This window comes from Kitasatospora sp. NPDC041917, assembly GCF_055589745.1.
In genome coordinates this window covers 158568-181087 of the sequence record NZ_JBVJBI010000014.1, presented here as the reverse complement: position 1 = coordinate 181087, position 22520 = coordinate 158568, and the positions used below count along the sequence as shown (strand labels likewise).

Genomic DNA, 22520 nt, shown 5'->3' with positions numbered 1-22520 from the left:
CGGGACGGCCCCGGCGCCGCTTCCCCGCCCGGCCGGGTTCGGGGAAGCGGCGCCGGGGCGCCCGGCGGACTCGGGACCGGTGTCAGCCGCGCGCACCGGAGCGGCGGCGCAGAACGGCGAAGCCCAGGGCCGCGGCGCCGACGGCCGCGACGGTGCCGCCACCGGCGAGCATCAGGCCGGAACCCTCGGACGCGGCGGAGCCGTCACCGGCCTGCGCGGCGCCCTTGGGCACCTCGCGGACCTGCGGCTGGGCGCCACCGGGCGCGACCGGGGCGGGCGAGGCGACGCCCTTGGGGGCGGCCACGGCCGGCGAGGCGTCGGTCTTCGGGGCGGCGGACGGCGTGGGCACGGCGGTCCTCGGCGCCGCGTCGCCGTTCGGGGCGGCGACACTGGGGGCGGCCGGCTTCGGCACGCCGTCGGCCCAGGCCTGCCCGCCGCTGATGGTGGCCAGCAGCGCGGCGCCGGTCAGGGCGCAGACCGCCAGGACGCGGCGGGCGGGCGAGTGGTGGGTACGGCTCCTGCTCATGCGGGGTGTCTCCATCTGCATCGGTCGGTACCTGGGCGGCCGGCGGTCCGCGGTGCGGTGCGGTTGGCACCGCGTTCGCACCGCGCTTCGCGGGCCCCGGTGTGCTGGTGTCGCGGGACGTCCGTCGTCGGCGCCGGACGCGTACGTCCTCGTCGCGGACGCCCTCCGGCCGGCTCGATCGGTTCGGCCGGTGGCGTCGAGGACGACGGTAGGAGGGCCGTGTCGCGGTCCTCGGCCGGTCGTGTCACGGCCGCCCATCGGCTGCGTAACGGCGCGGCGCTGCCGACGTTGCGGTCGCCCGCTGCCCGCTGCCCGCTGCCCGCTGCCCGCTGCCCGCTGCCCGCTGCCCGCTGCCCGCTGCCCGTCGCCGCCCCGCTGCCCGCTGCCCGTCGCCGCCCCGCGGCTACCGCCCCGCCCGCAGCCGGCGGAGGGTCCAGCCCGGGCCGAGCGGCCGGGTGTGGGCCGTGAAGAGCTCGGCGGCCCGGCGGTAGGAGAGGCGGGCGTGGCCGGTGTACGGGCAGCGGTCGCGGGCGGGGGCGCCGGCGGGGGCGCGGCGGTCGGTGAGGAAGAGCGGGCCGGTGGCGCGGCCGGCCACCAGGAGGGGGAGCAGCCGGGCGGTGCCGGACTGCCAGTGGACGGTGGCCTGCCCGGGGCGGGTGCGGCGGCGGGGCGGGTCGAGGTGGTCGGTGTCCAGGGCGAGGACCGTCTCGATCGCGGCGCCGGACTCGTGCAGCAGGTGCCAGAGCGCCTGTTCGCGCAGCGGCGCGCGGAGGGTGAACAGGGCGTGCAGTTCCTCGGGGGTCAACGGGCCTGCGGCCGCTGTGGGTCCGGGCAGCGGGCGGGCGAGCAGGCCGGTGGTCGGGTCGCCGTCGAGCCAGCCCCTGGCCCGCCACCAGGCCACGGCCGCGCGCAGGGTGGAGAGTTCCCGGTTGAGGGTGCGCGGGTCGGTGTCGGCCGCGCGCCGGGCGGCCGCGTCGCGCAGTCGTTCGGCGGCGTCCGGGTGGTCGAGCAGTGCGAGCGGCAGGACGGGCGGCCGGGCCCGCCGCCGTTCGGGGCCGGTGGGGGAGGGCCGGTCGGCGAGCGCCCAGGCCCAGGTGTCCAGCGCGATCCGGTAGATCCGCCGGGAGCCGTCGGCGAGCCCGGAGGCGGCCAGGTAGCGCTCGACGGCGACGGCGTACTCGACCGGTGGGAGTCCTGCCGCAGTTTCTGTCACGATCGCCTTCTTCCGCAGTAAATCAATTCCGCCAAGCCGCTCGAACCCTAGTCGAGAATCGCAGTAAAGGGCAGGTCGGGGGCCACTGGAAGGCAAATTTACTGCGGCAGTTCGCTCCGCCCGGAAAATTGACTCCAAAAGGCTCAACTTTTTCGCCGGAATCCCTTGAAGCGCTCCCCGCCGGACCGCAGACTTGCTGCACATGGCAATGCAGACCGAACGGATCCCGGCCCGTAGAAGGCGACTGGGAGACCGTCTCGCCGTGCTCGGCGAGCGCGAATTCACGTGGTTCTTCATCGGGTACACGACCTCCCTGATCGGCTCCTCGATGGCGCCGGTCGCGGTCGCCTTCGCGGTGCTCGACGGCGAGGGCGGCGCCGGGGGAGCCGGTGGTGGTGGCGGCACCGCCCTGGGGTGGGTGATGGCGGCCCGGATCCTCCCGGTGGTGCTGGTGCTGCTGGCCGGCGGGGTGATCGCGGACCGGCTCGGCAGCCGCCGGGTGATGCTGGGCTCGGACCTGCTGCGCGGCCTGGTCCAGGCGCTGTTCGCCGGACTGCTGGCGGCCGGGCACGCGCCGGTCTGGGCGATGGTCGTGCTGGTGGCGCTCTGGGGGGTCGGCGAGGGGCTGTTCATGCCGGCCTTCGGCGCGATCGTGCCCGATCTGGTGCGCCGCAAGGACCTGATGGCGGACGCCAACACCCTGCTGGGGCTGGCCCGTTCGGTGTCCACCGTGGTCGGCCCCGCCACCGCCGGGCTGGTCACCGCCGCCTGGGGACCGGCGACGGTGCTGCTGGCCGACGCGGTGACGTACGGCGTCGGCGCCTTCGCGCTGGCCAGGTTGCGGCTGCCGGTACGGGCGGCGGGCGGCGAGGAGTCGATGATCCGGGACGTGCGGGCCGGCTGGTCGGAGTTCGTCTCCCGCCCGTGGCTGTGGATCACCACCGCGCAGATGGGCCTGTTCAACCTGCTGGTCTGGGCCCCCTTCCTGGTGCTGGGCCCGCTGCTCTCGCAGCGGGACCTCGGCGGCGCCCGGGCCTGGGGCCTGGTGATGGGCGTGTACGGCGCCGGGGCGGTGCTGAGCGGCCTGCTGATGCTCGGCCGGGCGCCCGCCCGTCCGCTCGCGGTGGCGTCCGCGGCGGCGCTGGCCTGGGCGCTGCCCTCCGGGGCGCTCGCGGCCGGGGCGGGGCTGCCCTGGGTGGCCGCCGGCGCGCTGGTGGCCGGGGCCGGCTCGGCGGTCTGCGGGACGCTCTACAACACCACCCTGCAGAAGTGGGTGCCGGTGGAGCTGCTCGGCCGGATGACGGCCTTCGGCGTCCTGGGCGCCTTCGCCCTCGGCCCGCTCGGACTGGCGGCGGCCGGTCCGCTGGCGGGCCGGTTCGGCGCGGACACCGTGCTGCTCGTCGGGGCGGTCTGGCAACTGGTGGCCGGGGCCGTAGTGTTGGCCGTACCGGCGGTACGGAACCGCCGCTGGGAGGAGGGCCCGGACAGCTGACCAACCCCTCGGACGGCTTCGGGGCGCACCCCCGGCCCATCGCGCACCGCGCCCGGCCGGCCCCGGAGCGCAACCGGCTGCCCCTCCCGCGCACGTAGGCCTCCGCGGCGGGCGGGGCGGCCGACCCGGTCGTACGGTGGAGGACGGGGGAGACGGAGGAGGTCGATCATGCCCGGCTCGCTCACCATCAGCCATCACGGGACCGCGGTCACCCTGGACCACGCGGACGCGGAGCGGCTCGCCACCGTACTGGCGGACCTGGCGTACCTGCTGGAGATCCCGGGGTCGAACCGGCTCAGTGACGACCAGCTGGCCGTGCTCTGCGAGGGACGGTCCCCGGACCGCGCCGATCTGGTGCACTGGTGCGCTTCGCTCGCCCGCGGGCTGAAGGCGCAGCTCTGACCGGAGCCGCCCGTGCCGCAGGCGGGCCGTCGTACGGCGGACCGCCGCGCGACGGTCCGCCACCCCGGCACCCGCCGTGCGACGGCTTGCCGCGCGCCCGCCCGGCGCGCGCCCGCCCGCCGTACGATGGCGCGCGGGGCGGGGACGCCCCCCGGGTACCGGGGTGGCCGGCGGCCGGTCCGGCGGAGGGTGGGGGCCCGAGCGTGTCGCAGTCCTGGTCGATGTCCTGGCTGACCGTGCCCACGCCGCTGCCCAGCGGGCCGATGCGCATCGCGGTGACCCCGCTCGGCGTGGCGTCGGCCGGTTACACCGGGCCGCGCGAGGGCGAGCTGCCGGCGTGCACCGACGAGTCGAAGATCACCGCCGTCACCGAGCGGATCGGTGCCTACTTGGCGGGCCGCACCCGCGAGTTGGGCCTGCCGGTCGACTGGAGCCTGAGCTCCGGCCCGCACCGCGCGGTGCTGCAGACGCTCTGGCGCGAGGTGCCGTACGGCCGGACCATCACCTACGGCGAACTGGCTGCCCGCAGCGGGGTGTTCGAGGACATCACGGAGCCTGGCCTGGCCGCCCGCACGGTCGGGCAGATGATGGCCGCGAACCCCGTCCCCCTGCTGGTGCCCTGCCACCGGGTGGTGGCGGCGGACGGGATCGGCGGCTTCGGTGGCGGCCGGGTCGGGATCGAGGTGAAGCGCTGGCTGCTCACCCTGGAGGGCGTGCTGGAGCCGACCCTCGACTGGAACGGCCCGCTGTAGCGGCGGGGGTGCGGGCGGCGGCGAGCGGCCCGCGGCCGGCAGGGGGCCCGCCGTTCCCGCCGGTCGTCACGCCCGGCCCGCTGCTCCCGCCGGTCGTCACGCCCGGCCCGCTGCTCCCGCCGGTCGTCACGCCGGGGCCGCCGCCGGCTGCGCCCCCGGAGACACCCGCCCGGGCCCCTGCTGCGGGTGCACCGGCCGGATGCCGGGCACCAGGGTGTACTCGATGCCGCGCACGTCCGGCTCCGCCCCCGCGCACTCCGGACGCTCGCCGAGCGCCAGCCGCACCGCGTCCCACGGCAGGTTGAGTCCGCACAGCCGCAGCTGGTGGAGCCCGGCGGCGGGGCGGGTGTTGACGTCGATGACCACCGGCAGGCCGTCGAGGCGGCGGAACTGGACGTTGGACAGGTACGCCATCCCGGTCGCCCGGACCAGCCGCCGGACGGGCTCCAGGTAGCACTCCTCGGTGGTGAAGCCCCTGCGGCGGCCCTCTTTGGTGCGCCCGACCGCGGCGAGCGGGCTGCCGTCCCGGTCGGCGAGGCAGTCCACCGAGACCTCCGGCCCGTCCAGGTGGGGCATCACCAGCAGGTCCACCGGCTCGCCGTCCGGGCCGCCCCCGGCCAGTGCCGCGGCGACCTGTTCGACCTGCACCCGGTGGTCCCAGCCGGCCAGCCGCCGTGCGTTGTAGGGCTCCCGGGTGAGCACCCGGAAGCCGGCGCCGCCGGCGCCGGTGGTGGGCTTGAGACAGGCGGTGCGGCCGGCGCCCTCGATCCGTTCGACGGCGTCCCACAGCTCGGCGGGGGTGCGCACCCGCCACCAGGGCGGGGTGGGCAGCCCGGCCCCGGCGATCGTGGCGTAGCCGTCCGCCTTGCTGGTGAAGGCGGCTATCGCGGTGGCCGGCGGGCAGAGCAGCGTGGTGCCGATCGCCTCGAACTCCGGCCGGGCGAGGGCGATGGCGAGCTGGTGCAGCTGCGGGACGAAGACGTCGATCGCGTGCCGGGCGCAGTAGTCCAGGGCGTAGCTGACGTAGCCGTCCGCGGCCAGGCCGGCGGGCTCCGGAGTGCCGTGGTCGGCGGCGGCGAGCACGGGGGAGTCCGGGTCGCCGTGGGTCGCGTGGACCACGACGGGGCGCGGGGCGGCGCGCAGTTGCTCGATGAAGAAGACGTTCTCGGCGTAGGTGCGGTTCAGCCAGACACGTACGGGTGCACTCATGTGACCCTCCCGGGAGGGAAGTTGACGAAGGGTCAGGGCACCCTAGCGGCCTGTTCGAACGGCCCGGACGGCAGGGGCGCCGTGGGCGGATGGCGGCAGGGGGTGGCGCGGGTCGGGGCTTCGATGGGGGAGGATGAGGCGCGGCACTCCGATATGTTCGAATAAATAGTCGAACAAATATCGATTGGGTGATCCATTCGTACTATTTGTTCGGCCATTCGGAACCACTCGAACGAGTGATTGCGGGGCGCCCCTGAATGGGCCCACCATGAAGCTGCAACACGCATGTGCAAGGCGACGCTTCATTGGGATATGCGAAGGGCTCCCCTCATGTCGACCGAAACGAATGCCGGTATTCCCGCGCCCGGTGCGCAACCGGAGATCCGGCAGCAGCAGAGTCTGAGCACGGCGGGCGCGCGGAACCTCGCGACGACCACCAAGTCCGCGCCGCAGATGCAGGGCATCAGCCCGCGCTGGCTGCTCAGGAGGCTGCCCTGGGTGCAGGTGTCCGGCGGCACCTACCGGGTGAACCGCCGCCTGCGCCACTCGGTCGGCCGCGGCCGGGTGGGTTTCGTCAAGACCGGCGCCGAGGTGCGGATCGTCCCGCCCACGCTGGCCGAGGTGCCGGTGCTGCGCGGCTTCCAGGACGAGGCCGTGCTGGAGGAGCTGGCCTCGCGCTTCGTGCAGCGGGACTTCAATGCGGGCGACGTCCTGGTCCAGGCCGGGGCGCCGATCACCGAGGTGTTCCTGATCGCCCACGGCAAGCTCGACCGGCTGGGCACCGGCAAGTACGGCGAGGAGACGGTGGTCGGCACCCTCGCCGACGGCGACCACCTCGGCGACGAGGCGATCCGGCAGGACGGCGGCGACTGGCCGTACACCGTCCGCGCCGCGACCTCCGGCACCGTGCTGACGCTGTCCTGGCCCTCCTTCCAGGAGCTGCACGACCGCTCCGAGGCGCTGCAGCTCCAGGTCATCGAGTACCTGAACGGCTTCCAGCAGGCGCAGAACAAGCACGGCGAGGCCGCGATCGACCTCGCCGCCGGCCACCAGGGCGAGTACGAGCTGCCCGGCGCCTTCGTCGACTACGAGCTCAAGCCGCGCGAGTACGAGCTGAGCGTCGCGCAGACGATCCTCAAGGTGCACACCCGGGTCGCCGACCTCTACAACCAGCCGATGAACCAGACCGAGCACCAGCTGCGGCTGACCATCGAGGCCCTGCGCGAGCGCCAGGAGCACGAGCTCGTCAACAACCCCGAGTTCGGCCTGCTCGGCAACGCCGCGTACGAGCAGCGGTTCCAGACCCACTCCGGCCCGCCCACCCCGGACGACATGGACGAGCTGCTCAGTCGCCGCCGCGGCACCAGGATGTTCCTGGCCCACCCCAGGGCCATCGCCGCCTTCGGCCGGGAGCTCAACAAGCGCGGCCTCTACCCGGGGACGGTCGAGGTCGAGGGCAAGCAGATCATGTCCTGGCGCGGCGTCCCGGTCTTCCCGTGCAACAAGATCCCGATCGTCGGGAGCACCAGCTCGATCATCGCGATGCGAATCGGGGAGGACAACCAGGGCGTCATCGGCCTGCACCAGACCGGAATTCCGGATGAATACCAGCCCAGCCTCTCGGTGCGGTTCATGGGAATCGACGACAAGGCCATCATTTCCTACCTGGTGAGCGCCTACTACTCCGCCGCGATCCTGGTGCCGGACGCGGTCGGTGTCCTGGAGAACGTGGACATCGCGCAGCACTGACGGATCGCGCAGTACCGACGGTTCGCGGGGCCGCTCGCAGAGCCGCGCCGTCCGTCGGGGCCGTCCACCGGCCCCGGCCGGGCGGCTGCGTACCGACCCGGTGCGTACCTGCTGCGCACTGGCCCGGCGCATACCTGCTGCGCACTGGCCCGGCGCGCACCGGCACAGCGCAACCCCGGCCCGCCGTCGGCGGGCCGTCCCACGACAGGCGCCCGACAGGGGGAAACACCCATGACCAGTCCCACGCTGGAGCGGGACCACAAAGAGGGCCACGAGGCGGCCGACATCCTCGCCCGGACCCGCGCCCTGGTCGACCCGGTCCTGCGGGCCGCCGTCGACTCGCTGCCCGGCACCATGCGCAAGGTGGCCGGCTACCACTTCGGCTGGTGGGAGGCGGACGGCACGCCGGCCCAGGCCTCCGCCGGCAAGGCGATCCGACCGGCCATGGTCCTCGCCGCCACCCAGGCCCTGGGCGGCAAGCCCAACGAGGCCGTCGCCGCGGCCGCCGCGGTGGAGCTGGTGCACAACTTCACCCTGCTCCACGACGACGTCATCGACCGGGACGACACCCGGCGCCACCGGCCCACCGCCTGGCGGGTGTTCGGCACCACCGAGGCCATCCTGGCCGGGGACGCCATGCACTCCCTCGCGCTGCGCCTGCTCGCCGAGGACACCCACCCGGCCGCCCACGGCTCGATCCGCCGGCTCGCCGACTGCGTGGTGGAGCTCTGCGAGGGCCAGCAGATCGACTGCGCCTTCGAGCGGCGCAACGACGTCTCGCTGCCCGAGTGCCTGGCGATGGCGGAGGCCAAGACCGGCGCGCTGCTGGGCGCGGCCTGCGCGATGGGCGCCCTGTACGCGGGCGCCTCCGAGGAGGCGGCGCAGGCGCTGGACTGCTTCGGGCGGGAGATCGGCCTGGCCTTCCAGCTGATCGACGACCTGATCGGCATCTGGGGGGATCCGGCGGTCACCGGCAAGCCGGTCGGCGCGGACCTGGTCGCCCGGAAGAAGTCGCTGCCGGTGGTCGCGGCGCTGGGATCCGGCACCGTCGAGGGCAAGCTGCTGGCCGAGCTGTACGCGATCGAACGCCCGCTGGACGCCGAGGAGTTGGCGCAGTGCGCGGTGGCCGTCGAGGCGGCCGGCGGGCGCGGCTGGGCGCAGGGCGAGTCCTGCGAGCGGATGGCCGCGGCGATGGCGCAGCTGGCCGCCGCCGTCCCGGAGCCGGCCGCGGCGGACGAGCTGCTGGCGCTCGCCGAGCTGGTCACCCGCCGCACGCACTGAACGGGGCGCCCGCGCCGAAGGCGGCGCGCGTCGAACACGTCCCCGGAGCGCCCTGAGGAGCGCCCCAAGGAGTCTTGCCGGGCGTGGCGCTGGGCGTGGCGCTGGGCGTGGCGCCGGGCGTGGCGCCGGGAGTGGCGCTGGGAGTGTCGCCGGTAGTGGGAAGTCGGTCCGGCCGACTTCCCACTACCGGTGCCCGGGCACCGCTGCCGACCGGCGCCGCCGTCAGCCGAGGGCGGCCAACAGCCGCCGTTCCTTGGCGGGTTCGAGGCCCTGCCGCACCGCCGCCCCCGGCCGCCCCTTGCGCCCCTCGGCGTCGGTGTCCTCGACCGGCCCGCGTCGCCGCAGCCACTCCCAGGTGTCCCGCGCCGTCTCGGCGAACGGGCGGCAGCGCAGTCCGGCCGCCTCCGCCCGGCCGGTGTCGGCCAGCCAGGCGCCCGCCATCTCGGGCAGGTCCGGTGCCCAGAGGGGGAGTTCGGTCCACGCGCCCACCTGGTCCGGCCCCTCGGCGAGCAGCGGCTCGTCCGGCACCCAGACCAACTCGGTGTCCGCGGCCCCCGCGACCTCCCGGCAGGTCGCCAGCCACTCGCCGAAGCTCAGCCGCCCAGGCGGCGCCGTGGTGATGTAGCGCCCCGCCGTCCCGGCCGTCAGCAGGTCCAGCCCGAAGCCGGCGAAGTCCCGGACGTCGATCACCTGCATGGTCCGTCGAGGATCCCCCGGGGCCAGCACCCGCCCACCGCGTGCCATCCGCTCCAGCCACCAGGGCAGTCGGCCGCCGAACTCGTACGGTCCGACGAGCAGTCCACTGTTCAGCACCAGCGTGCGCCCGGCGCCGAACCCCGCCAGCACGGCGCGCTCGCAGCCGGCCTTCAGGGCGGTGGCGGGCGGCTGGCCGGGCGGGGTGTCGGCGGGGCAGGGGTGCAGTGCGGAGTCCTCGTCGACCGCCCGGGCGGGCCAGTCGGCGAAGGCGTGCACGGAGGAGACGAAGGTGTAGTGGCCGGCCCGCTCGCGCAGCAGCCGGGCGCTGAGCGCGGCCTGGGCGGGCTGTTGGGCGGAGGTGTCGACGACGGCGTCCCAGCTGCGGCCGTCCACCAGCCGGGCGAGGTCCCCGGCACTGTCGCGGTCGCCCCGGACCGCCTCGACGCCGGGCAGGTCGGCGGCGCTGCGACCGCGGTTGAAGGTGGTCACCCGGTGGCCCCGGGCGAGGGCCTCGGCAGCGTAGGCCCGTCCCAGGAAGGACGAGCCCCCAAGCAAGAGGATCTTCATACCGAGGACCCTCTCCCGGCCGCGCCGCCCGTACGCCCGGATTCGCGGTCAGCAGATGCCGGGCCGGAGAAGTCGGGCCGGAGAAGTCGGGCTGCAGAAGTCGGGTCACGGGCGTCCGGTCACGGGCGTCGGGTCGCCGGATGCCGCGGGGCGTCCGGTCCGACATGCCGCCCCACTCGGCCCCGCTTAGCATCCGAGGTGTACCGCGGTCGGCGACCGAACCCCGGTCCGGCGCCCGCCCGGAGCACGGCCCGGAGCACGGCCCGGACGGCGGACCCGCCGGCCGCCGCCGGTGACGAACGGCCCGCCGACGCCGAGCACTCCGCCGACCGGCTGCCCGCCCCGGACGAAGGACCCGCGATGAACCAGCCCGAGCTGGAGGCCCTGGCCGCCGACGCGTACGTCTACGGCTACCCGCTGGTCGCCGGCCTCACCATGGTCGAGCGCTTCGCCCACGGCGGCCTGGGCACCCTGCCGGCGGCGCCGTTCAACCACATCAGCCACGCCACCCGGCTGGCCGGTCCGGCCGACCGCTTCGTCTCGGTCAACAACGACACGATCTACTCGATCGCCCAGCTCGACCTCTCCGAAGGCCCCCAGGTGCTGCGCGTCCCGGACACCGCGGGCGCCTACTACGTGCTGCAGATCATCGACGCCTGGACGGACAACGTCGCCTACCTCGGCCGCCGGGCCACCGGCACCGGAGCGCAGACCTGGCTGATCGTCCCACCAGGCTGGCACGGCACCCCGCCGGACCCGAACCGGGTGATCGAGCTGCCGACCACCGTCGGCACCCTCGTCGGCCGCTTCGCCTGCACCGGGCCGGACGACCTGCCCCGGGTCCGGGCCCTCCAGTCCGCCCTGGAACTGGAGCCGCTGGAACCCGGCGGCCTGGTCGCCGGACTGCCCGAGCCGGACGGGGACGTCCCCGAGCGGCTGGCCTTCTTCGAGCGGCTGCGGGTCTGGATGCAGGCCTTCCCGCCCGCCACCGCGGACATCGAGTACCAGCGCCGCTTCGCCCCGCTCGGCCTGCTGGACGACGGCGCCTCGCCGTACCGCTCGGCCGCCCCCGAATGGACGCTGACGCTGGCCAAGGGCCTCGCCGCCGGCCGCGAACGGGTCGAGGACGCCACCCGCCCGCCCGAGGACCACCCGCCCGGCGAGTGGCGCAGCACGCTCCACCTGTTCGACTACAACACCGACCACCTGGGCCCCGGCACCCTGGACGACCCCGAATGGCGCATCCCCGACCGCCGCGCCGCCTACCTCAGCCGGGCCGCCGCCGCCCGGGCCGGCCTCTGGGGCAACCACGCCTACGAGGCCTCGTACGCGATGACCTACGACGACTCCGACGGCCGACCCCTCACCGGGGCCCACGACTACACCCTGCGCTTCGACCAGCCGCCCCCGGCCGGGGCCTTCTGGTCCGTCACGATGTACTCCGTCCCGGACTACTACCTGGTGGAGAACCCGATCGACCGCTACTCGATCGGCGACCGCACCCCCGGCCTCGTGCACGCCGAGGACGGCTCCCTCACCCTGGCCCTCCAGCACGACCAGCCCGAGGACCCGGCCGCCGCCGCCAACTGGCTCCCCACCCCGCCCGGCGAGTTCCGCCCCATCCTCCGCATCTACCAGCCCGAGCCCGCCGTCCTGGACGGCAGCTACCAGCCCCCGCCGATCCACCGGGCCTGACGCCCCGCAGCACGCCCACCCCCCCTCGGCCCCAGCCCCTCCTGCTGGCGTGCTGGCTTCCCATCCCGCACGGGAAGTCGGCCTGGTCGACTTCTTGTGCATCCTCGGTCCGGCTTCTGGGGTGGCATCGGCAGGCCGGTCTGCATCGCCGCTGACGTCCGACCCGTTGGGCGTGAGAAGTCGGCCCGCTCGACTTCTCACGCATCCCTCCCTGCCCGGGCTGGCGGCTGGGACGTGCAGGCCGGCCCACGCGCTGCTGGGCTGACTCTGTTGCGCACAAGAAGTCGGCCCGCTCGACTTTTCGTGCGCCCTTGGCCCGGCTTCAGGGGGTGGCAGTGGCCGGCCGGTCTGCACGGCCGCCGATGCCCGACGCGTTGGGCGTGAGAAGTCGGCCGGGCCGACTTCTCACGCGCCCAGGTGCCCCGGCGGGCTGTGGTGTCAGCGAGGTGGCGGTGGGGTGTTCGGGCCGGGGGCGGTGGTGGCCGTGCCCGAGGGGGACGGGGAGCCGGTCGGCGGGCCGGACGGCGAGGGGGACGACGTGGGCGGGCTCGACGTGGTGGGGGCCGCCGTGGGCGAGGTGTCGGCGGAACCGGTCGGCGGCGGCGCCGGCGCCGAGGACGGCGACGGATCGGCCGGGGAGGAGGCGGAGCCACCGCGGTTGTGCGGTCCGCCCTCCAGGGTGACCACCGCCTGCGAGGGCGGCAGCGCGATCCGGGCGGTCCAGTGCGCGGTCGGCGCCTGGTCCTCGTCCACGGTGACGATCACGGTGATCCGTTGGCCGGGCGCCAGGGTGCCGGAGTCGCGGCTGAGCCGGAGCCAGCCGGCCTCCGTCACCGCGTGCCAACGGATCTCGGTGGTGCCGGAGTTGGTGAGGGTGAGGATGGTCCGGCTGCCGTACTCGCCGGCCTCGACGGTGAGCAGCCCGGCCGGGACGGGCTCTCCGGTGCCCGTCGCGGAGGCCCGGTCGACGGATGGGGCCGGTGCGGCGACCAGGGCCGGGCTGTCGAGCGGGGTCGCGCCGTGGGCCGGGACCGGGATCACCGAGCCCTGGAAGGTGAGCCGCGGAAACCCGGGAAGCAACGTTTCTGCACCGTCCACACCGGCACCATCCGCGACCATCCCGACCCCGGCCCCCGCCAGCTCCAGCCCGGGCATGCCGGGCGCACCCGACCCCGTCGGGCCGTCCACCGCGGGCCGTGGCCCCTGCCCGGCGGGCTGCCCGGCCCCGTCCACCCGCACCGCCGACACCGAGGCCGCGGAACCCGATCCGCCGCCGCCCCGGTGCCCGGCCCAGAGCGCGATCACCGGCGCCGCCAGGACGGCCGCGAGCACCCCGGTGGTCACCACCCGCCGGCGCACCGCCAGCCCGCGCCCCGCGTCCGGCGCCCGGTGCCGGGGGAAGCCGCTCTGGTCGAACCGCAGCCCCGGCTCCGCCACCCGAGCCGCCGTCGCCGGAGCAGCCGCCGCCCGAACGGCAGCCGCCCGGGCGGTCGCCGCGCCGGTGACCGCGCCGGTGACCGCGCCGGTCCCGGAGCTGTCCACCGGAGCGCGCAGCAGCGCCAGCCCCGACAGCCCGGCCGCACCCTCGGCGGCCTCGTGCGCGGCCACCCGCTCCGCCGTACCCCGGCAGGTCGGGCAGTCCAGCACGTGCTGCACCAGTTCCCGTCGCAGGGCCGGGCCGAGCACCCAGTCCCGCCAGGACTCCGCCCCGGCGCCGCCGAGCCGGTCCAGCTCCGGGCAACTGCCCACGCCGAGCACCAGCAGTGCCGCCCTGGTCCGGGCGACCTCGGCCTCGGCTCCGGCCAGCAGCGCGCGGGTCCGCTCGAACGGCAGGCCCAGCACCGCCGCCACCTCCAGCGGGGTCAGCCGGTGCCGGACGGACAGCTCCAGTGCCTCGCGCTGTTCCGGGTCGGTGCCGGCCGCCTCGGGCCAGGCGAGCGAGGACAGCTCGCGCCGCCGCCGGGCCGCCTCGGCCCCGGTCTCGTCCGTCTCGGCCTCGTCCGGTGCGGCGCCGGCCGCCGCAGCCCGCCCGGTACCGGTCCCGGCACCCGCCACGGCCGGGCCACCGTCCGCGAGCCGGCGCAGGCAGCAGTACCGGGCGAGCGAGAACAGCCAGGCGCGCAGCAGCCCGGGCTCGGCGAGCCGGGCGCCGTGCCGCCGGGCCAGTTCGCGGACCTCGCGCAGGGCGTCGGCGGCCGCGTCGTGCTCGCAGAGCACCGAGAGGCAGTAGGTGAACAGGCCGTCCACCTGCCGGTCGTACGCCGTGAGCGCGGCGCCGGTCCGCTGTTCGACAGGCCCGGCCGAGCCTGCGGCCCCGGAGCCCGTGGCCCCGGCCGACTCGGCGGGCCCGACCGCCCCGGTCAGCCACCGAGACCTCTCCGGCCGGCCCGACCACCCAGGCCCGACCGCCCCGGTCGGCCCAACAGTTCTCGTCGTCACCCGTCCGACGGTAGAGAACGCGGACGGCTGACTCCGACCATTCGCCGCGTATGTACTTCTTTCGGGTAACAACATCGTCCATCTGTCTGGATGCGCGGCGGGCCCGCCGGCGGGCCCGCCGTTGTCACACCCAGGCGCTACGGTGGGCCGCATGCCTCCGCGTTCCAAGACCACCGCCAAGCCCCGCCCGGCATACCGATGCACCGAGTGCGGCAACCAGCTGCCCAAGTGGGTCGGCCGCTGCCCGGAGTGCAACGCCTGGGGCACGGTCGAGGAGTACGGAGCGGTGCCGATCCGCACGACGGCCGCGGGTCCGGTCAGCGCGCCCGCCCGCCCGATCGCCGAGGTGGACGGCCAGGTCGCGACGGCCCGTTCGACGGGCGTGCCGGAGCTGGACCGGGTGCTCGGCGGCGGCCTGGTGCCCGGCGCGGTGGTGCTGCTGGCGGGCGAGCCCGGCGTCGGCAAGTCCACCCTGCTGCTGGACGTCGCCGCCAAGGCGGCCACCGCGCAGCACCGCACGCTCTACGTCACGGGCGAGGAGTCGGCCGGCCAGGTCCGGCTGCGCGCGGACCGGATCAACGCCCTCTCCGAGCACCTCTACCTCGCCGCCGAACAGGATCTCGGCGCGGTGCTCGGGCACATCGAGGCGGTCAACCCCGGCCTGCTGATCCTGGACTCGGTGCAGACCATCGCCTCCGCGGAGCTGGACGGCGCCCCCGGCGGCCCGGCCCAGGTCCGCGAGGTGGCGGGCGCGCTGATCCGGGCGTCCAAGGAGCGCGGCATGGCCACCCTGCTGGTCGGCCACGTCACCAAGGACGGCCAGATCGCCGGTCCGCGCCTGCTGGAGCACCTGGTGGACGTGGTGCTGAGCTTCGAGGGTGACCGGCACGCCCGGCTGCGGCTCATCCGCGGGGTCAAGAACCGCTACGGCGCCACCGACGAGGTGGGCTGCTTCGAGCTGCACGACGAGGGCATCGTCGGCCTGGCCGACCCGTCCGGCCTCTTCCTGACCAGGCGTGACAAGCCCGTTCCCGGCACCTGCCTCACCGTCACCCTGGAGGGCAAGCGCCCGCTGGTGGCCGAGGTGCAGGCGCTGATGGTGGATTCGCAGATCCCCTCGCCGCGGCGCACCACCTCGGGCCTGGAGTCCCCCCGGATCGCGATGATCCTGGCCGTGGTCGAGCGGCACGGCGGGGTGAAGCTCGGCAAGCAGGACATCTACACCGCGACGGTCGGCGGGGTGAAGCTGACCGAGCCGTCCGCGGACCTCGCGGTGGCGCTCGCGGTGGCCAGCTCGTCCACCGACACCCCGCTGCCCAGCAACCTGGTGGCGATCGGCGAGGTCGGCCTGGCGGGCGAGGTGCGGCGGGTGACGGGTGTGCAGCGGAGGCTCGCCGAGGCGCACCGGCTGGGCTTCACCCACGCCCTCGTCCCGCCGGACCCGGGCAAGGTGCCGCCGGGCATGAAGGTGGTCGAGGTGGCCGACATCGGCGAGGCGCTGCGGGCCATCCCGGGCCGCCGCCGCTCGGCCGCCAAGCCGCGTACCGAGCCGCGCGGTGAGGCACCGTCGGCGCCGCCGGCCCCGCGTTCCGCCCGGGCCGCGGACCGCCCCGCGGCGTACCCCGAGGAGCTGATGGAGGGCTGGGAGCCGCTGGACTCCGACGAACTGCGCTGACCCAAGCCCTGCCGAAGCCGCACACAGTTAGACTTTCCCCAGTCTCATTGGCCAAAAGGCAGTACCGAGCGGTACTGAGCGACAGAGCAACAGACCGCGGACCGGCGCACGGCGTGAGGCGCGCGGCACGGGTCGACCGGAGGAGTCACGTGGCAGCCAGCGACCGGGGGGCGGACAAGGCCTCCCGCGAGGAGGCCCTGCTGCGGGCCTCCCTCACCGCCATCGCGCCCGGTACCGCGCTTCGTGACGGCCTGGAGCGGGTCCTGCGGGCCAACACCGGCGGTCTGATCGTGCTGGGCTTCGACAAGACCGTCGAGTCCCTGTGCACCGGCGGCTTCGTCCTGGACGTCGAGTTCAGCGCCACCCGGTTGCGCGAGCTGTGCAAGCTCGACGGCGCGGTGGTGCTCGACAAGGACATCACCAAGATCGTCCGGGCCGGCGTGCACCTGATGCCGGACTCGACCATCCCCACCGACGAGACCGGCACCCGCCACCGCACCGCCGAGCGGGTCAACCGGCAGACCGGCTACCCGGTGGTCGCGGTCTCGCACTCGATGCGGCTGATCGCGATGTACGTCAACGGCACCCGCCGGGTGCTGGAGGACTCCACCACCGTCCTGTCCCGCGCCAACCAGGCGCTGGCCACCCTGGAGCGCTACAAGCTGCGCCTGGACGAGGTGGCCGGCACGCTCTCCGCGCTGGAGATCGAGGACCTGGTGACGGTCCGGGACGTCACCGCCGTGGCCCAGCGCCTGGAGATGGTCCGGCTGATCGCCACCGAGATCGCCGGCTACGTGCTGGAGCTCGGCATCGACGGCCGGCTGCTCTCGCTCCAGCTGGACGAGCTGATCGCGGGCGTGGAGCCGGAGCGCGAGCTGGTCGCCCGGGACTACTTCCCGGAGCGGGCCGCCAAGAAGGGCCGGACGGTCACCGAGGTGCTGGCCGACCTGGAGGCGCTCACCCACGCCGAGCTGCTGGACCTCCAGACCGTCGCCAAGGCGCTCGGCTACTCGGGCTCGCCGGAGTCGCTGGACTCCGCCGTCTCGCCGCGCGGTTACCGCCTGCTGGCGAAGATCCCGCGCCTGCCCAACACGGTCATAGAGCGCCTGGTCGAGCACTTCGGCGGCCTCCAGAAGCTGCTCGCCGCGAGCATCGACGACCTGCAGACCGTCGAGGGCGTCGGCGAGACCCGCGCCCGCTCGGTCCGCGAGGGCCTGTCCCGCCTTGCCGAATCGTCCATCCTGGAGCGCTACGTCTGACCTGACGCGCAGCCGTACGGACACCCGAACTCGGCGACGGCCCCCGGGGACAGACCTCCCCGGGGGCCGTCGCACGTCCGCACGAACCGGAGCCGCACCGAACGGGAGCCGTGCCGCGCCGAAGCGCGGAGCACCGCGGAGCACCGCACCGAACCCGCCCCCGGACGCGACGGAGCCCCCGGCCGCGCGGCGGCCGGGGGCTCCAGGAAAGTTGACCGGTTCTCAGCTGTCCAGTCGGATCGAGGCCCGCGCCGAGACCTTGTCCCCGGAGAGCCCGGTGAGCTCCGCGAGCACCACGTAGGTGCCGCTCGGCGGCGGCGTCTGGTCGGCGGTCGCGCACTGCGGCTTGCTGCGGCTGCGGTCCCAGGTGAAGGTCTCGGTCTGGCTGCCGTTCGCGCCGAGCTGCACCCAGATGTTGCCCTTGTCGGCCGGGCAGTCACCGGAGGACCAGACCCGGTCGTTGGTGCTTCCGCTCACCGTGATCACGGAGGCGGTGCGGCCCAGGTCCACCCGGCAGTTGGTGCCGGAGGAGTTCTTGACCGTCAGGGCCAGCCGGGGCTTGTCCTTGGGCTGGTACGAGTTCTGGGTGCCGGCCAGCTCCAGCGCCACCTGCGAGGAGGCGCAGACCGGCAGCGCCATGATCTCGGGGGTGTTCACGGCCGGAGCACCGCCCGTGCCGCCGCCGGCCGTGCCGCCGCCCGTACCGCCGCCGGTCGCCGGCGCTGCGCCGCCTCCGGGGGCCGGGTTGGCGCCGCCGGTGCCGGTGCCGCCGCTGAGGTTGACCTCGGTGCCGCCGCCGCCCGCCACCGGGCCGCCGGTGCCGCCGCCAGGGCGTGCCGCGGGGCCGCTCGGGGAGGCGCCGGGCGTGATGGCCTGGGCCGGGGTCTGGTTCTGGGACTGGGACGGAACGGCCTGTGCGGCGTTGCCCGGTGAGCCGCCGTCACCGCCCCCGCCCGGGTCGATCATCAGCCAGGCGATCAGGGCGACGACCGCCGCGGCGGCGACGAGCACGACGATGCGCCGACGCCAGTAGATCGAGGCCGGCAGTGGTCCGACGGGTTGACGCAGAGAAGGCACGATCAAACTCTACGAGACTGTGTGTGGCGATTGACTCACCAACACCGCACAGTCGCCCCTTCCTTCACATGATCCGCCATTTGATCCGTTCGAGCGAGCTCCAATCGGACGATTTCCGGAGCTTCCCCGGGAGGATCCGGAGTGGCCCGATCCACTTCGGCCCGGTCGGCGGGCATGGGAGGATCGAAGGGCCATGACTGCCATCACCACCCCCTCCGTCCCTGTCTCCGCCGCCGACGCCGCCCGGCTGCCGATGCCCCTGCCGCTGTTCCACTCGACCGTCCTGGACTGGTACGAGGCGAGCAAGCGGGACCTGCCCTGGCGGACCCCCGACGCGACGCCCTGGGCGGTCATGGTGAGCGAGTTCATGCTCCAGCAGACCCCGGTCAAGCGCGTGCTGCCCGCCTGGGAGGCCTGGCTCACCCGCTGGCCGACCCCGGCCGCCCTCGCCGCCGAGCCGTCCGGCGAGGCGGTCCGGATGTGGGGCCGGCTGGGCTACCCGCGCCGGGCGCTGCGCCTGCACGCGGCCGCGGTGGCGATCACCGAGGAGCACGGCGGCGAGGTCCCGGACGACCACGCCACGCTGCTCTCGCTGCCCGGGGTGGGGGAGTACACCGCCGCCGCCGTCGCCTCCTTCGCCTTCCGCCAGCGGCACGTGGTGCTGGACACCAACGTCCGCCGGGTCTTCGCCCGCGCGGTGACCGGGGTCGAGTACCCGCCCCAGGCGACCACCGCGGCCGAGCGCCGCACCGCCACCGCGCTGCTGCCGGACGACGCGGAGACGGCGGCCACCTGGGCGGTCGGCGTGATGGAGCTGGGCGCGCTGGTCTGCACCGCGCGCGGCCCGGAGTGCGGGGACTGCCCGCTGTTCACCGCCTGCGCCTGGCAGCGGGCCGGCCGCCCGCCGTACGAGGGCCCTGCCCGGCGCGGTCAGTCCTACGAGGGGACGGACCGCCAGGTGCGCGGCAAGCTGCTCGCGGTGCTGCGCGAGGCGCACGGGACGGTGCCGCAGGCCCGGCTGGACGCGGTCTGGCCGGACGCGGTGCAGCGGGCCCGGGCGCTGGACGGCCTGGTGGCGGACGGCCTGGTCGAGCCGGTCGAGCAGGGCGTCTACCGGCTGCCCCAGTAAGCGGCGGAACACGACGGCGCCCCCGGGAGGACGAACCTCCCGGGGGCGCCGTACGGGCGGGACCATCAGACGGCCGCCGCCTCCAGCGAGGACTCGGCCGGCTTCTCGCCCTTGCCGGTCCCGCGCAGCGGCACCTCGCGCAGGAACACCGCCGCCGCTATCGCGATCACGGCCACGCCCGCACCCCACAGGAAGACGGTGTGCATGCCGTTGGACACCGCGTGGTGGTAGGCGTCCTGGATGGCCGGGTCCAGCTTGCGCAGCGCGGCCGGGCTCATCTGGCCCGGGTCCTGCACGCCGCCGCCGGCGGCGGCCTGCTCGCCGAGCCGCTCCTTCATGGTGTCGGTCACCCGGTTGTTGAACAGCGCGCCGAACAGCGCGACACCGAAGGAACCGCCGATGGTGCGGAACAGGGTGGCGGTGGAGCTGGCCACGCCCATGTCCTTGAGCTCGACGCTGTTCTGCGCGACCAGCATGGTGATCTGCATCAGGAAGCCCATGCCGGCGCCCAGCACGATCATCCAGCAGGCCGAGGTGAAGCTGCTGGTCCCGGTGCCCATGGTGGAGAGCAGGATCAGGCCGGCGGTCATCACGACGGTGCCGATGATCGGGAAGATCCGGTACTTGCCGGTCTTGGTGACGGCCTGGCCGACCACCAGCGAGATCACCAGCATGCCGAACATCATCGGCATCAGCAGCAGGCCGGAGTTGGTGGCCGAGGCGCCCTGGACGACCTGCTGGTAGAGCGGCAGGAAGACGGTCGAGCCGAACATCACGAAGCCGACGATGAAGCCGATGATCGAGACCAGGGTGAAGTTCAGGTTGCGGAACAGGCTGAGCGGGAGCATCGGCTCCTCGACCCGCTGCTCCACGTAGCAGAAGGCGATCAGCGAGGCGGCGGCGAGCGCGCCCAGGCCGAGGATCTCCTTGGAGCCCCAGGCGTACTGCTGGCCGCCCCAGGTGGTGATCAGCACCAGCGAGGTGATGCCGGTGGTGAGCAGGACGGCGCCCAGGTAGTCGATCTTGGCGGAGCTGCGGACCTTCGGCAGCTTCAGGGTCACGATGACCACGGCGAGCGCGATCACGCCGAGCGGCAGGTTGATGTAGAAGGTCCAGCGCCAGCTCAGGTGGTCGGTGATGAAGCCGCCGACCAGCGGGCCGCCGACAGTGGCGAGGGCCATCACCGCGGCGAACATGCCCTGGTACTTGCCGCGGTCGCGCGGCGGGACGAGCGCGCCCATGATCGACATGACGCCGACCATCAGACCGCCGGCGCCCAGGCCCTGCACGGCGCGGAAGCCGATCAGCTCGTTCATGTTCTGCGCCAGGCCGGACAGCGCCGAGCCCACCAGGAAGATCACGATCGAGGTGAGGAAGCTGCCCTTGCGGCCGTACATGTCGCCGAGCTTGCCCCAGATCGGGGTGGAGGCGGCGGTGGCCAGGGTGTACGCGGTGACCACCCAGGACAGGTGCTCGGCGCCGCCGAGCTCACCGACGATGGTCGGCATCGCGGTGCCGACGATCAGGTTGTCGAGCATGGCCAGCAGCATGGTGACGACCAGGCCGACCATGACGAGGCGGATCTCGCGCGGTGACCGCGGTTGCTCCTCCTCGGCCGTCCTGTCCTCCGGCGCCGGGCCGGTGGTCTTGGGCTGTGACATGAGAGGGGTCTCCCGGAGGTGGTTCGGACGGAGCGTCGCGCCGTGCGGCGGCTCACTTACTTGTCGCCCGGCTAGTTTATCGACCGTCGGCACGGTAGGTTGTTTACTAGCCGGTCGTCAAGCCAGTTTCCCGACCGGCCTTCTGGGCAGGGAGAATGAGTCCGGGGCGGCCGCCGTCCCGGGGTCCGCAGTAGTCACCGACGCAGTCATGAGGCAGGCCATGGGCACTCCGCACAGCCCCCGCAGCGACACCCGGGCTCGCATCATCGAGGTGTCACTGGAGCTCTTCTCCGAGCAGGGCTACGAGCAGACCTCACTGCGCGAGATCGCCGACCGCCTGGGTGTCACCAAGGCCGCGCTCTACTACCACTTCAAGACCAAGGACGACATCGTCCTGGGCATCGTCGAGCGGATGGCCGCGCCGATCGACGAGACCGTCGCGTGGGGCCGCCAGCAGGTCTGGAGCCCGGAGGTGCGCGACGAGCTGATCCGCCGCTTCGCGGACGGGATGGCCGAGCGGGCCCCGTTGCTGCGCTTCTTCCACGAGAACCAGCCCGCGCTGCGCGAGTCCCCGGCCGGGCTGGCCTTCAGGGATCGCATGATCACCATGATGCAGCTGGTGCACGGGCCGGACGCGGACTTCCACGACCGGCTGCGGGCCGCGATGGCGCTGTTCACCGTCCATTCGTCGCTGTTCCTGGTCAAGCAGGACAACGCGGACTGCGGTCACGCCCCGAACGTGTGGGGCGAGCGGCTGCCCCCCGCCGACCTGGACGAGGCGATCGGCGCGGCCCGGGACATCGCGCTGGAGATCGGCGCCCGGATCAGCCACCCCGCGCCCGGCGCCGGCTGAGCGCCGCAGGGCGGCTCAGAAGTTCGTGACGCCGTGCCCCGCGAGGTAGGCGATCGGGTTGACCACCGCGCCGTAGCGGTTGCTGGTGCGGATCTCGAAGTGCAGGTGCGGCCCGGTCGAATTGCCGGTGCTCCCGGACATGCCGATCCGCTCGCCCGCGGACACCCGCCCGCCGGCCGAGACGGCGACCGAGGACATGTGGGCGTACTGCGCGAAGTGCCCGTCCGCCAGCCGCAGCACGACCTCCTTGCCGTACGCGCCGTCCCAGCCGGCCGACACCACGGTCGCGTCGCCGACCGCCAGCAGCGGCGTGCCCGGGGCGACCGCGAAGTCCACCCCGGTGTGGTACCCGGCCGCGTAGCTGCGGTTGGGCTTCCCGTACGGGTTGCTGGTCGGTGCGTTCGGCACCGGCGCCGACCATCCGGGAGCCGGGGCCGGCCCGGGATCGGGCGCGGGTCCGGGCTCGGGAGCCGGCTCGGCGGCGACGTCCGGTTCCGGTGCCGGTTCCGGTGCCGGCGGGTCGAACGGCAGCAGGTTGGCCGCCACGGCCACGGACTGCTGCGCGGAGTCGCCGTCGTCGGGCAGCTTGTACGCGCTGGGTCCGGCCACCTGGACCAGCCCCGCGCTCGGCACGTCCACCTTCGGCACGGTGAAGGCCGAGCTGCCCGGGGTGGTGGGCAGCACGGTCTGCGCCGAGGCCGAGCCCGGGGTGGCGACCAGCAGCACGCCGGCGAGCAGCACGGCGGCCGCTCCGGCCGAGACCAGCGCGTGGTCGTGCTCGGCCCGCTGCCGGCTGCCGGGCAGCGTGGTGTGCCGGGGCGATCCGAGCGTGTGCAGCGGTGCGG

General features: G+C 74.5%; 18 protein-coding genes. 10 read left to right on the top strand and 8 right to left on the bottom strand.

Annotated features, from left to right (window positions below):
• Nucleotides 1-82: 82 nt before the first annotated feature.
• Nucleotides 83-526, bottom strand: coding sequence for a sortase-dependent protein (locus ACZ6EM_RS19705; protein ID WP_359915299.1), 444 nt, complete (start codon nucleotides 524-526; stop codon nucleotides 83-85).
• Nucleotides 527-929: 403 nt separating this feature from the next.
• Nucleotides 930-1739 (bottom strand): hypothetical protein, encoded by an 810-nt coding sequence (locus tag ACZ6EM_RS19700; RefSeq protein WP_465772854.1) that lies wholly within the window; start codon nucleotides 1737-1739, stop codon nucleotides 930-932.
• Nucleotides 1740-1941: 202 nt separating this feature from the next.
• Here ACZ6EM_RS19700 and ACZ6EM_RS19695 point away from each other — a divergent pair, with 202 nt between their 5' ends.
• From ACZ6EM_RS19695 to ACZ6EM_RS19685, 3 genes are all read left to right on the top strand, one after another.
• Nucleotides 1942-3231 (top strand): MFS transporter, encoded by a 1290-nt coding sequence (locus ACZ6EM_RS19695; protein WP_401051948.1) that lies wholly within the window; start codon nucleotides 1942-1944, stop codon nucleotides 3229-3231.
• Between the two features lie 168 nt (nucleotides 3232-3399).
• Nucleotides 3400-3633, top strand: a complete 234-nt coding sequence (locus tag ACZ6EM_RS19690) for a hypothetical protein (protein WP_401051945.1) — start codon at nucleotides 3400-3402, stop codon at nucleotides 3631-3633.
• Between the two features lie 203 nt (nucleotides 3634-3836).
• Nucleotides 3837-4385, top strand: coding sequence for a methylated-DNA--[protein]-cysteine S-methyltransferase (locus tag ACZ6EM_RS19685; RefSeq protein WP_380353551.1), 549 nt, complete (start codon nucleotides 3837-3839; stop codon nucleotides 4383-4385).
• A 126-nt stretch (nucleotides 4386-4511) separates the two neighbouring features.
• On the opposite strand, the gene ACZ6EM_RS19680 is transcribed toward ACZ6EM_RS19685, so the two are convergent.
• Complete coding sequence (locus ACZ6EM_RS19680) at nucleotides 4512-5594, bottom strand: ATP-grasp domain-containing protein (protein WP_465772853.1); 1083 nt, start codon at nucleotides 5592-5594, stop codon at nucleotides 4512-4514.
• A 330-nt stretch (nucleotides 5595-5924) separates the two neighbouring features.
• On the opposite strand from ACZ6EM_RS19680, the gene ACZ6EM_RS19675 reads away from it, so the two are divergent.
• The gene (locus tag ACZ6EM_RS19675; protein ID WP_401050454.1) at nucleotides 5925-7343 is read left to right on the top strand and encodes a family 2B encapsulin nanocompartment shell protein; all 1419 of its coding nucleotides are present in this window, start codon (nucleotides 5925-5927) and stop codon (nucleotides 7341-7343) included.
• Between the two features lie 231 nt (nucleotides 7344-7574).
• Nucleotides 7575-8624 carry a family 2 encapsulin nanocompartment cargo protein polyprenyl transferase gene (locus ACZ6EM_RS19670; RefSeq protein ID WP_401050457.1) on the top strand — a complete coding sequence of 350 codons (1050 nt, stop codon included), beginning with the start codon at nucleotides 7575-7577 and terminating at the stop codon, nucleotides 8622-8624.
• 222 nt (nucleotides 8625-8846) lie between these two features.
• Here the strand turns inward: ACZ6EM_RS19670 and ACZ6EM_RS19665 are convergent, their stop codons facing one another.
• Nucleotides 8847-9887 carry an NAD-dependent epimerase/dehydratase family protein gene (locus tag ACZ6EM_RS19665; protein ID WP_401050459.1) on the bottom strand — a complete coding sequence of 347 codons (1041 nt, stop codon included), beginning with the start codon at nucleotides 9885-9887 and terminating at the stop codon, nucleotides 8847-8849.
• Nucleotides 9888-10247: 360 nt separating this feature from the next.
• Here ACZ6EM_RS19665 and ACZ6EM_RS19660 point away from each other — a divergent pair, with 360 nt between their 5' ends.
• Nucleotides 10248-11582, top strand: coding sequence for a DUF1254 domain-containing protein (locus ACZ6EM_RS19660; protein ID WP_452178825.1), 1335 nt, complete (start codon nucleotides 10248-10250; stop codon nucleotides 11580-11582).
• A gap of 438 nt (nucleotides 11583-12020) precedes the next feature.
• Here ACZ6EM_RS19660 and ACZ6EM_RS19655 read toward each other — a convergent pair whose 3' ends face one another.
• Nucleotides 12021-13829: a BACON domain-containing protein gene (locus tag ACZ6EM_RS19655; RefSeq protein WP_465772852.1), complete on the bottom strand. Its 1809-nt coding sequence runs from the start codon at nucleotides 13827-13829 to the stop codon at nucleotides 12021-12023.
• A gap of 343 nt (nucleotides 13830-14172) precedes the next feature.
• Here ACZ6EM_RS19655 and radA point away from each other — a divergent pair, with 343 nt between their 5' ends.
• A complete protein-coding gene (gene radA / locus ACZ6EM_RS19650; protein WP_401045247.1) occupies nucleotides 14173-15696 on the top strand; it encodes a DNA repair protein RadA in 1524 nt (507 codons plus the stop codon).
• 200 nt (nucleotides 15697-15896) lie between these two features.
• On the top strand, nucleotides 15897-16955 hold the full coding sequence (gene disA, locus ACZ6EM_RS19645) for a DNA integrity scanning diadenylate cyclase DisA (RefSeq protein ID WP_188306273.1): 1059 nt from the start codon (nucleotides 15897-15899) through the stop codon (nucleotides 16953-16955).
• Nucleotides 16956-17177: 222 nt separating this feature from the next.
• Here disA and ACZ6EM_RS19640 read toward each other — a convergent pair whose 3' ends face one another.
• Entirely contained in the window at nucleotides 17178-18032 is an 855-nt protein-coding gene (locus tag ACZ6EM_RS19640; protein ID WP_401045244.1) for a hypothetical protein, read from the bottom strand.
• 193 nt (nucleotides 18033-18225) lie between these two features.
• Here ACZ6EM_RS19640 and ACZ6EM_RS19635 point away from each other — a divergent pair, with 193 nt between their 5' ends.
• Nucleotides 18226-19161, top strand: a complete 936-nt coding sequence (locus ACZ6EM_RS19635) for an HhH-GPD family protein (RefSeq protein WP_401045241.1) — start codon at nucleotides 18226-18228, stop codon at nucleotides 19159-19161.
• A 65-nt stretch (nucleotides 19162-19226) separates the two neighbouring features.
• On the opposite strand, the gene ACZ6EM_RS19630 is transcribed toward ACZ6EM_RS19635, so the two are convergent.
• A complete protein-coding gene (locus ACZ6EM_RS19630; protein ID WP_465772851.1) occupies nucleotides 19227-20822 on the bottom strand; it encodes an MDR family MFS transporter in 1596 nt (531 codons plus the stop codon).
• A gap of 220 nt (nucleotides 20823-21042) precedes the next feature.
• On the opposite strand from ACZ6EM_RS19630, the gene ACZ6EM_RS19625 reads away from it, so the two are divergent.
• The gene (locus ACZ6EM_RS19625; RefSeq protein WP_380542235.1) at nucleotides 21043-21675 is read left to right on the top strand and encodes a TetR/AcrR family transcriptional regulator; all 633 of its coding nucleotides are present in this window, start codon (nucleotides 21043-21045) and stop codon (nucleotides 21673-21675) included.
• A gap of 15 nt (nucleotides 21676-21690) precedes the next feature.
• Here the strand turns inward: ACZ6EM_RS19625 and ACZ6EM_RS19620 are convergent.
• Nucleotides 21691-22520, bottom strand: an 830-nt coding sequence (locus tag ACZ6EM_RS19620; protein ID WP_465772850.1) for a M23 family metallopeptidase, incomplete at its 5' end; no start/stop codon positions are given.